Origin of the sequence: Pseudomonas sp. CM25, from assembly GCF_013179705.1 — a bacterium.
In the GTDB taxonomy this organism is placed as follows: domain Bacteria; phylum Pseudomonadota; class Gammaproteobacteria; order Pseudomonadales; family Pseudomonadaceae; genus Aquipseudomonas.
In genome coordinates this window covers 1-8,973 of sequence record NZ_JABMCW010000235.1, presented here as the reverse complement: position 1 = coordinate 8,973, position 8,973 = coordinate 1, and the positions used below count along the sequence as shown (strand labels likewise).

10 protein-coding genes and 2 pseudogenes are annotated in these 8,973 nt (G+C 56.2%); 7 read left to right on the top strand and 5 right to left on the bottom strand.

Annotation, left to right across the window (positions count from 1 at the left end):
- The first annotated feature begins 613 nt into the window (after window positions 1–613).
- Both HP546_RS31490 and HP546_RS21120 read left to right on the top strand, forming a co-directional pair.
- Window positions 614–919, top strand: a complete 306-nt coding sequence (locus HP546_RS31490) for a hypothetical protein (RefSeq protein WP_256678512.1) — start codon at window positions 614–616, stop codon at window positions 917–919.
- A gap of 26 nt (window positions 920–945) precedes the next feature.
- On the top strand, window positions 946–1,161 hold the full coding sequence (locus HP546_RS21120; protein ID WP_086975761.1) for a hypothetical protein: 216 nt from the start codon (window positions 946–948) through the stop codon (window positions 1,159–1,161).
- On the opposite strand, the gene HP546_RS21115 is transcribed toward HP546_RS21120, so the two are convergent.
- The gene (locus HP546_RS21115; RefSeq protein ID WP_172229081.1) at window positions 1,153–1,512 is read right to left on the bottom strand and encodes a hypothetical protein; all 360 of its coding nucleotides are present in this window, start codon (window positions 1,510–1,512) and stop codon (window positions 1,153–1,155) included. The genes HP546_RS21120 and HP546_RS21115 overlap by 9 nt on opposite strands.
- A 51-nt stretch (window positions 1,513–1,563) precedes the next feature.
- Between HP546_RS21115 and HP546_RS21110 the strand changes: the two are divergent.
- Together HP546_RS21110 and HP546_RS21105 are read left to right on the top strand one after the other, a co-directional pair.
- Window positions 1,564–1,953 (top strand): annotated as a pseudogene (locus HP546_RS21110) (transposase); the annotation flags it as partial.
- Window positions 1,954–2,073: 120 nt separating this feature from the next.
- A pseudogene (locus HP546_RS21105) lies at window positions 2,074–2,205 on the top strand (transposase); the annotation flags it as partial.
- Window positions 2,206–2,253: 48 nt separating this feature from the next.
- On the opposite strand, the gene HP546_RS21100 reads toward HP546_RS21105, so the two are convergent.
- Window positions 2,254–2,607 carry a hypothetical protein gene (locus tag HP546_RS21100; protein WP_172229079.1) on the bottom strand — a complete coding sequence of 118 codons (354 nt, stop codon included), beginning with the start codon at window positions 2,605–2,607 and terminating at the stop codon, window positions 2,254–2,256.
- A 121-nt stretch (window positions 2,608–2,728) separates the two neighbouring features.
- Between HP546_RS21100 and HP546_RS21095 the strand changes: the two genes are divergently transcribed.
- Entirely contained in the window at window positions 2,729–3,334 is a 606-nt protein-coding gene (locus HP546_RS21095; RefSeq protein ID WP_172229077.1) for a DUF2076 family protein, read from the top strand.
- 97 nt (window positions 3,335–3,431) lie between these two features.
- Here HP546_RS21095 and chrA read toward each other — a convergent pair whose 3' ends face one another.
- Window positions 3,432–4,793 carry a chromate efflux transporter gene (gene chrA, locus HP546_RS21090; protein ID WP_172229075.1) on the bottom strand — a complete coding sequence of 454 codons (1,362 nt, stop codon included), beginning with the start codon at window positions 4,791–4,793 and terminating at the stop codon, window positions 3,432–3,434.
- Window positions 4,786–5,727: a chromate resistance protein ChrB domain-containing protein gene (locus tag HP546_RS21085; protein WP_172229073.1), complete on the bottom strand. Its 942-nt coding sequence runs from the start codon at window positions 5,725–5,727 to the stop codon at window positions 4,786–4,788. Before HP546_RS21085 ends, chrA begins: the two co-directional genes overlap by 8 nt.
- A gap of 156 nt (window positions 5,728–5,883) precedes the next feature.
- Between HP546_RS21085 and HP546_RS21080 the strand changes: the two genes are divergently transcribed.
- Together HP546_RS21080 and HP546_RS21075 are read left to right on the top strand one after the other, a co-directional pair.
- On the top strand, window positions 5,884–7,188 hold the full coding sequence (locus tag HP546_RS21080) for an MFS transporter (protein WP_172229071.1): 1,305 nt from the start codon (window positions 5,884–5,886) through the stop codon (window positions 7,186–7,188).
- A 52-nt stretch (window positions 7,189–7,240) separates the two neighbouring features.
- Window positions 7,241–8,212 carry a zinc ABC transporter substrate-binding protein gene (locus HP546_RS21075; protein WP_172229069.1) on the top strand — a complete coding sequence of 324 codons (972 nt, stop codon included), beginning with the start codon at window positions 7,241–7,243 and terminating at the stop codon, window positions 8,210–8,212.
- Between the two features lie 232 nt (window positions 8,213–8,444).
- Here HP546_RS21075 and HP546_RS21070 read toward each other — a convergent pair.
- The coding region (locus tag HP546_RS21070) for a hypothetical protein (RefSeq protein WP_256678511.1) at window positions 8,445–8,973 on the bottom strand (529 nt) is incomplete at its 5' end.

Below are 8,973 nucleotides of genomic sequence, written 5' to 3'. Positions count from 1 at the left end.
CCCTGCTGAGCAAGCCAGGCTTTGAAGGCGGCGTAGTCCTCGTCGAAGTCTGGCTCGTCGGGGTGGCTCCACCATCCGTCTTGGTCGCGCTCGACTGCCACACGTTGGATCAGCTTGATTCTTCAGGCATGACGTTTCCTTAAGCTGATGAATTCAGCTTTCTTTGGGAATAAGACAGGGGGTTTGATGGTCTAGATGGCAGACGGCCAGCAAAACCCTACTTAAACGAAAGTGGGCTGCGCGCGTTATGAGGAAAAATTAAATGTTTAATGCCGACCAGAAATATCGTGCATATCAGCTCCTAAAGGAGCTTGATAAGACGACTTCGTTGCTCATGAATCGTGTGGCGTACAGCCATGGCGCAAAGTTTTGCTGGAGTGAAGATCTCGAGTCTCAACGCAAAGCCTTTGAGGACTGGATGCATTTCGCTAGAACTATAAGCGACGATCTGTAAAGATTTTCGGAGAAAATTGTACAATAATATTAAGATGTACAGATTTTGGCCGATTGTCAGTTTCAGTTCTCAATGTTGCAATTTCCGCTTGTCTGTCGGGATATATTCGTTATTTTTGGTTTCTAGTAAGGAATACAGATCAAATTTAACGGAGGAATTATGAGAACTCGAGGACAAGCGTATTGGGATTGGGCAGACCCGAGTCTTCACCACCGCTCCCATGACGAGATCCTTGACGATGGCACTCAGATTGATGTGCAAGTCAGGTTATCTCGCACAGGCAACACGCAGATGTTCATCGGTGTCTATGCTCAATCAGGTATTGCATTGTACGAACAGGCTTTCGATTCCCGGCCCGGAGAGTCAATGTCCAAAGCGCTGGCTTGGGGCGTGGGACGTGCTCGCGTATTCGCTTGTGAGCCATCTTCAACCAAATCTACGTCAGCTTTGGCAAGTGGAAGGTAGCGACAGGACGTTCGGAGGACAGACCAATGTCATCAGCCAACGAAGTGGAAATTCAGCTTGAGCAAGCGTTGCTCTCAGTACTTGCGGCAGCGGACCAGTTGGGGGTGGACCCGGAAGACCTGCGACTCGTAGCCATCGGCGGCATCTTGGGACACGGCTCGTGGAGCTGGGTGGATAATGACCAGGCGCTAGGTACCGTTGCAGTCCTGAATCGTGCTGCGGAGACTTTGGAGTTACATTAGGTGGCGCATAGATTCCATTTCATGGCAGGAGAACAGATGTGCTCCTGCCTGCATTTTCGCTACAGGATAGCGTGCGGCTGTAGAGCGAGACTCTTTACTGCCTCGCGGTAAATGAATTTGATATTGTCCCAAAGGGATCGTCTGGCGCTGAGCATATTCACCCTCGCCATCGCAGATCTCGCACCCCTCTCTTGGCTCGTCCAGTTCGAGGCATTCAGGGCATTCGCGGGTTACCTTCAGCTTGAACTCGCCAAGCAATAGGGCTTCGGCTCCATTCTCGGCGGTGAGCCGCCTGGGCATGATGCAGTACCCTTCAGGAATCAATGCAGCCGGCGCGCTCGATTCCGTCATCGGGCCAAGACCCACGACCGGCAGCCCAGTAGCCGCCGCATCCCTCTCTGCCTGGCGGTGTCGATCAGCAAAACATTACATGAGTGGATGTTGGCCCAGCGCCACCTAGTGCCCGACGGATCAGCCACGGCCAAAGCCCTCAATTACAGCCTGAATCGCTGGGTAGCGCTGACGCGCTACCTGGGCGATGGGGCTGTGCCCATCGACAACAACCAGGTTGAGAACCAGATACGCCCATGGGCGCTCGGACGCTCGAACTGGTTATTTGCCGGGTCGCTACGCAGCGGGAAACGGGCGGCTGCAATCATGAGCCTGATCCAATCGGCACGAATGAACGGGCACGATCCCTATGCCTATCTCAAAGATGTGCTGACGCGCCTGCCGACGCAGCGAGCCAGTGAAATCGGTCAACTGCTACCCCATCAGTGGCTTCCTGCCTGACCAGCGCAAAATACTTTTGCCAGACGATTACCGCGCTATCGCCATCCACCCGGCGCATCCAGTCATGACACCCGCAGAGGTACGATTCAGGCGTTTCATAGCTTTAGGTGATCGAATGGCGCTGAGCAATACAGGACGGACGTTTCCCATGACTTTATCAGCTCCGTCACTGACGAAGTGATGGAGGAAATTTGGGCGTGGCAACAGCGACCGCTTGAGCCAATGCATCCAGTCATTTTCTTCGATGCGCTGCCGTGGCGCGCTTTCAGACGGCAGACCGGGAGACCGCGCCAAGGGCTGTCAGTGAGCGCTGCCAGGACCCAGGCAAACCTCGATCATTTCCGCGACGTCAAGTAAACGCTCGCGCAAAGCGGGAAGCCAGACCACTGCCACGGACGAGTTCCGCTGTGCCAATTCAAGCACTGCCTGAAGCGCATGCTCTGAATGCCGCATTAATTCAACCAAATGAAGGCCGCTGGGACCATGGTTGCCCGCCAGCCAGTGCTTAGCGGTGCGTTCACTGGCATCGGTCCAATGGCGCAGCGTCTTGATTGCTCGATGTGATGTGCCTAATTCGGTGCATAGGGCAGCGGCTACGGCACTGGCGTAGATTTCTGCATTGATTGGAAATGGATTGCCCATTTTCGCGATCATTTTTCTGTGTCTCCTCTATATATTCGTGTGTGGCGCATCTGACGAAGGCCCGTAGGCGTGGCGCGGTCTACGGCTCGGTATGGGTGTAAACCCCAGCCGCTAAGGGGGCATCGATCAATAAATGAGACAAGCACATCTATCCCTGGCAGAGGGCAACAATAGAGCCGCTGCCTACGTCCGCATGTCGACGGAACATCAGCAGTACTCCACTGAAAACCAGCTGCAGGAAAACGCGATCGAGCAGTTGGACGCTCGCATCAAAGAGCAGGCCGCAGAGATTGAAGCGCTCAAGCGTGCCCAGAACGCCTCGCAGCAGAACAGTGGTGGTTTCCTGGCTGGCCTGTTTGGCGGTCGTAGCCAGGCTCAACCCGTTGAGAGTCGCCCAGCCAGTTCCCTGGCTGGCAATACCGGCGCACGACACTCTCTGGCTGGTGGGCGTTTTGGTCAACAACCAGCTGCAGGACAGCAGCCAGGATTTGTCCAGCGCGGGGCGCCGGCGCAAGGTGGCGGCTTCCTTTCGGGCGCCCTGCAAACGGCCGCCGGTGTGGCGGGTGGCATGGTGCTTGGTAACATGCTGATGGATATGTTCCAAGACGATGGTGCTGAGCAAATTGCCGGTCAAACACCAGCAGAAAAACCACCAGTAGCACAGGAAGAGCCTGCATCAGATGAGCACTACGCTGACGAGGGCTTCTTCGGGGGTGGGGACGACGAAGAGTTCGTTTAACCGCCCAGAATGAGCACAACATGCCGGCCGTCAAGACCGGCACGTTGTGCTGGCTGGCGAGTCCCACCTCCCGCCAAAGCAGGGAGGGTGTCCAGCATTACAGAATGATCTGGATAACGAGTCCGGCCAATGCAGAGGCGCACAGTACTTGGATTACGCCTCGCTTGAAGCAGAAGAGCGCTACCGCGGCACCGGCTGCAATCAGCGCAGATGGCCAGTCAAAAGCGCCTTCAAAGCCGTTCGGCCAAAGCACGTGATAGCCGAAGAACAGCGCCAAGTTAAGGATCACGCCAACTACAGCCGCTGTGATTCCGGTTAAAGGGGCGGTGTACTTCAACTCGTTGTGGGTCGACTCAACCAGAGGACCCCCGGCCAAGATGAAGATGAAGGATGGCAGGAACGTGAACCAGGTGACCAGGCTCGCTGCTATCGCGCCGGCAACAAATGGGTGGCTGGCTCCGAACATCGGATGGACATAGCCTCCAACAAACCCTACGAATGCTACTACCATAATCAACGGTCCAGGCGTGGTTTCGCCCAAGGCAAGACCATCGATCATTTGGGTTGGCGTGAGCCAGCCGTAATGGCCTACGGCACCCTGGTACACGTAAGGCAGTACGGCATATGCCCCACCAAAGGTGAGCAGAGCGGCCTTGGTAAAGAACCAGCCCATCTGGGTCAGCGTACCGTCCCAGCCGAAAGCCCCTACCAATACCCCCATTGGAAGCATCCACAGGACAGCGCCAATCACAGCCAGGCGCAGCAGAAGTGTCCAGCGGAACCGCGCATGCTCCGGTGTTGGCGTGTTGTCATCAATCAAAGCAGGCCCGTAAGTCGCCTTGGTTGCACCGTGCCCGCCGCCAGTCATGAACTTCTCCGGCACCAGCCGACCGCCGATATAACCAATGACGCCTGCCCCTAGCACGATTAGAGGGAAAGGTACGTTCAGCGCAAAGATCGCAACGAAAGAAGCCGCAGCGATCGCCCACAGCCAAGAATTCTTGAGGGCTCGGGAGCCGATCCGGTGCGCGGCATGCACCACGATTGCGGTCACCGCCGGTTTGATGCCATAGAATATGCCGACCACTACCGGCATTTCACCAAAAGCGATGTACACCCAAGACATACAAATCAGGATAAACAGCGACGGTAGGACGAATAGCGCTCCTGCGATAACCCCACCCCACGAGCGATGCATCAACCAGCCGATGTAGGTCGCCAACTGTTGCGCTTCTGGCCCAGGCAACAACATGCAGTAGTTAAGCGCGTGCAGGAAACGTTTTTCACTGATCCAGCGTCGGCGCTCAACCAGCTCCTGATGCATGATTGAAATCTGCCCGGCTGGACCTCCAAAACTGATGAAACCCAGTTTCAGCCAGAACAGGAAAGCCTCAAAAAGCCCCACGGATTGTCGTTCGCCCTGCTGCGGGTCGCTGACGGGAGTGCTGGTATCAACCATTAGCAATGTCCTCGCTGGCAAACGCCGTCAGCAGGCCATCGAAGATGCCTCCGGCAACTTGGCTCAGTTGATTGTCATCAGGGATGCTTTCCCGTAGCCCTGCGAGAACCCGTTCTATGCCGGCGGCTTCAGCGGGCTGGCTTCCACCGACGTCCAGGTAATGAACGACTGAGGCGAGCCTTTGGAGACCCGGCTCATTTAGCGCAAAGCTGGCGATGAGCGTTTCGAACGAAACCAACAGCCCGGTATGGCTGAACTGCGCGCCATCAAAATCAAAACCTAGTGCATCAGCGGGGCAGTCTTGAGGTTTTTCCAACCAGATAAACTGTGCCTCGGGATCAATGAAGCGGTTGATCAACCAAGCGCACGCAAGCCTATCGACCCATGGGCGCTGTCGTGTTGCCCACGTACGACCCCGATAGTCATGTCGAGCCAGAACGCATATCTGTTCCTCATGCGCTGTTGGCTCGTCTGAGGACAGCGCTCTACTAATGGCCGTCTCCAGTTCTCGAAGTGCGGAGTCTGCCCGAACCTTGGCCGGACCGGGAAAGAAGTCGATGGCGGCCAGCTGCCCATAGGATTTGCGAAGCTTTCGAACCTGGCGCGCAATCTTATGCGCATTGTCCTGGGCCAGGTCTGCTTGGGCATCACTGATCTCCATTATCAACTTTGCGTAATCGTCACTTCGGTCGAACAACGCGCTGAAGCGATCTTCTTGATCGGAGAATCTCAGTACGTAGGCCGTACCGTTGATGCTCAGTACGTCACGCTCGACCGTCTCAAATGCTTCTCTGGCATCGGTCAAGTCGGGTAACAAATACACACCGTCGCGCAGGGCAGCAGCGCCGCAGGCTTTCAGTGTGCGCCATGCGCGCATTCGCTCGGTGGTGTTGGCCGTCGGAAGGCCCAGAATCAACAACGCCCATCCAATCATGTTGCGTACTCAACATGTTTTGTTATCAATTCTACATTATTCCTTTCGCTGTTGAAGTCAATCGCTAACGTGATGGGTAAGCCATCGCGTTGACCATATCCCCCTGGGGGGGATACGATTCAAGGAATGGCGACTTCTACCGCTTCGGAGAGCTCGATGCTTTCAGTCCTGAAAAACCCTGCCTACCGGCATTTGTTCTTTGCCCAGGTAATCGCCTTGGTGGGTACAGGGCTGGCTACGGTCGCACTCGGTCTACTGGCATATGACTTGGCGGGCCCGGATGCAGGCGCAGTGCTGGGTACCGCTCTGGCTATCAAGATGGTGGCGTATATTAGCGTCGCGCCGGTGGCCGGAGCTTTTGCCGAGTATCTACCCCGCAAAGCGATGCTGGTGAGCCTTGATTTAGTCCGGGCTGGCGTAGCGGTGATGCTGCCCTTTGTCACCGAAATCTGGCAGGTCTATCTGCTGATCTTCCTGCTGCAGGCCGCTTCCGCCGCCTTTACACCGACATTCCAGGCCACCATTCCGGATATTCTTCCGGACGAAGGTGAGTACACCCGTGCACTGTCGCTTTCCCGTTTAGCCTATGACCTGGAAAGTGTGATCAGTCCCATGCTCGCAGCAGCTTTGCTGACAGTTGTGAGCTTCCATAGCCTATTCGGCGGCACTGTTATCGGTTTTCTGGTTTCAGCAGCCATGGTGACTACCGCTGTTCTTCCACGCCCCACCCCAGGGCCTAAGCGCAGCGTGTACGAACGGACTACCAAAGGCGTGCGAATTTTCATGCGTACGCCACGCCTACGAGGCCTGTTGGCGTTGAACCTGGCAGTTGCTGCAGCCAGCGCGATGGTCATTGTGAACACCGTGGTGCTGGTGCAGGCAAGGTTCGGGTTAGATCAACGCTCGATGGCTTTGGCACTTATGGCATTCGGAGCGGGGTCGATGGCCGTGGCGTTAGCGCTGCCGAGGCTGCTTGAGCAGCTCGATGATCAAAGGGTAATGCTCGCTGGCGGCGCTATCCTGGTTGTCGGCCTGGCCTTGGGTGTGTGGCTCCCAAACTATGAAGCGCTGATTGTGCTCTGGGTCGTGGTCGGGGCAGGTTACTCGCTTGCGCAGACGCCTTCTGGTCGCATTTTGCGAAGATCGTCCAGCGCTCAAGATAGGCCCGCATTGTTTGCTGCTCAGTTCGCCCTATCACACGCCTGTTGGTTGATTACCTATCCGGTAGCGGGTTGGCTGGGGGCGACGTTCAGTACCACAGCGGCGTTTGGCGGCCTAGCGGTAATCGCAGGTGCAGCCTGGGTACTCAGCAAAAGCATTTGGGATCCTCGGTTTGAAGACGAGGTCGTTGCCCATCGCCATGATGATTTACCTGCGGATCACCCTCACGTCCAAGGGGGAAAACAACATGCTCACCCATTCGTGATCGATGACGAGCATCGAAAGTGGCCCGGCCATTGATCACTAACACTCAGACCCATCCGTTCAGCTCTGAGCACACACAGGAATACCCATGAAAAAGTGTCAAACCGCGTCGTTGTTCGGCGGGTCTTTGCTCTTGGCCATTGCCAGTTGTAGTGCATTTGCCGAGGTCAGGGTTGTCACCAGCATCAAACCACTGCAGCTCATTGCGGCGGAAATCCAGGATGGCGTTGGCGAGCCAGAAGTGCTGGTACCTGCCGGTTCATCCGCACACAGCTTTTCGCTCAAACCATCGACCGTTCGAGATATTCAGGCTGCTGACATCCTGTACTGGATCGGCCCCGACCTTGAGAATTACCTGGCCAAAAGCATCACCGCTCGCAGCGGCAAGACGGTAGTAATTCAAAAACTGCCGGGGCTACACATTCGCCATTTTGGCGAGGAGCATGAGCATGCTGAACATGGTCACGAAGAGCCGGTAAGGTCCACCGCTGTGGGAGATGATCATGACGATCAGCACCGCCCCGGTTCTATTGATGCTCATCTGTGGCTTCGCCCGAGCAACGCGTTGGTGATCGCCAAGCAGATGGCCACCGACCTTTCTGCCGCTGATCCTCAGAATTCCGCTCGCTACCAGGCGAACTTCGAAGCCTTCAGTGCGCGGCTCGGCGAACAAGATCGACGATTAAAAAACCGATTGGCACCGCTCGCGGCTAAGCCGTTTTTCGTATTTCATCAGACCTTCGATTACTTCGAGGAGGCTTACGGCCTGAACCACACGGGTGTGCTGGCTATCGGCGGTGACGTTCGGCCAGGTGCACGTCATATCGCAGAAATGCGGGCCAAGCTTGAGGCCGCAGGCCCTAGCTGCCTCTTCAGCGAACCACCGGTACGCCCAAAGCTCAGTGATACGCTGACATCTGGCCTTCCAGTACGCTTCGCTGAGCTCGATGCCTTGGGCTACGGGGTAACGGTCAGAGCCGGTGGATATGGAGAGCTAATAACTCGAATCGGAGATGAGCTCGCCAAGTGTCTGGAGAGCCTGGACAAGGCGGGGTCCTAGGGATTGCCCCGAAGCCGGCTGAAATAGAGCCATCCTTGGCTCTTTACAATGCTCAATCGTGGGAATGTCCATGTCCGGCACTGTCATTCTTTACCTGTGGCTCTTCGCTGCAAGCACCAAGCAGGCTAAGGAAGCCGATCAGTAGAACAGAGCGCAACAATTTGATGATCATCGTAGGACTCCAAATGGATAAAGGTATGGCTGGTGCCCACGCTGCAGGCAGCACAGGGTTTCACTTCTTGACGTTCAGGTAGTCGCCAGTGGTATTCAGCACGATGGTAACGTTGCCTGTTGTGCGGTTACGCCAGAACCAGCCATGGGTACCATCAAACAAGGCTGTCAGTTCGCCCTTGTCACCTTTGATCTGCCGACCTTTGCTGTAGCTGTGGAAGTCACCCTGAGCGGCGTTGTAGGTCTCTCCGTGGGTGTCATGGTTGACCGGTCCGGAGGCGCTCCATTCATAAGCGACTACGCTGCCTTTGAGCATTTCCAGTTTGATCTCACGGCCTTCACCAGGCTTGAGCGTGAGGCTGACTTGATCCGACTTTGCTGCCGGCGCTGCAGGTTTGGCAGGCTGCGCGACCGCGACTTGCTGAACGGGTGCTGGCACTGTCGCGGGAATGATTGCTGACGCAGCAGCAGGTGCAGGGGCAGCATTCTTCGCGGCAGCTTCGTCGGCCAGAGCTTCCTGGGCAAGGGTTATCTTGATTTCGCCCATCTGGGTCAGACCCATGGCACGGCCCAGCCCGGTTGGGTCAACC

What these genes read in the sequence shown, in the direction of transcription:
- HP546_RS21075 (WP_172229069.1), top strand. Translation starts at nt 7,241, where the DNA reads ATGAAAAAGTGTCAAACCGCGTCGTTGTTCGGCGGGTCTTTGCTCTTG.
- HP546_RS21085 (WP_172229073.1), bottom strand. Translation starts at nt 5,727, where the DNA reads ATGATTGGATGGGCGTTGTTGATTCTGGGCCTTCCGACGGCCAACACC.
- HP546_RS21120 (WP_086975761.1), top strand. Translation starts at nt 946, where the DNA reads ATGTCATCAGCCAACGAAGTGGAAATTCAGCTTGAGCAAGCGTTGCTC.
- HP546_RS21115 (WP_172229081.1), bottom strand. Translation starts at nt 1,512, where the DNA reads ATGACGGAATCGAGCGCGCCGGCTGCATTGATTCCTGAAGGGTACTGC.
- chrA (WP_172229075.1), bottom strand. Translation starts at nt 4,793, where the DNA reads ATGGTTGATACCAGCACTCCCGTCAGCGACCCGCAGCAGGGCGAACGA.
- HP546_RS21095 (WP_172229077.1), top strand. Translation starts at nt 2,729, where the DNA reads ATGAGACAAGCACATCTATCCCTGGCAGAGGGCAACAATAGAGCCGCT.
- HP546_RS21100 (WP_172229079.1), bottom strand. Translation starts at nt 2,607, where the DNA reads ATGATCGCGAAAATGGGCAATCCATTTCCAATCAATGCAGAAATCTAC.
- HP546_RS31490 (WP_256678512.1), top strand. Translation starts at nt 614, where the DNA reads ATGAGAACTCGAGGACAAGCGTATTGGGATTGGGCAGACCCGAGTCTT.
- HP546_RS21080 (WP_172229071.1), top strand. Translation starts at nt 5,884, where the DNA reads ATGCTTTCAGTCCTGAAAAACCCTGCCTACCGGCATTTGTTCTTTGCC.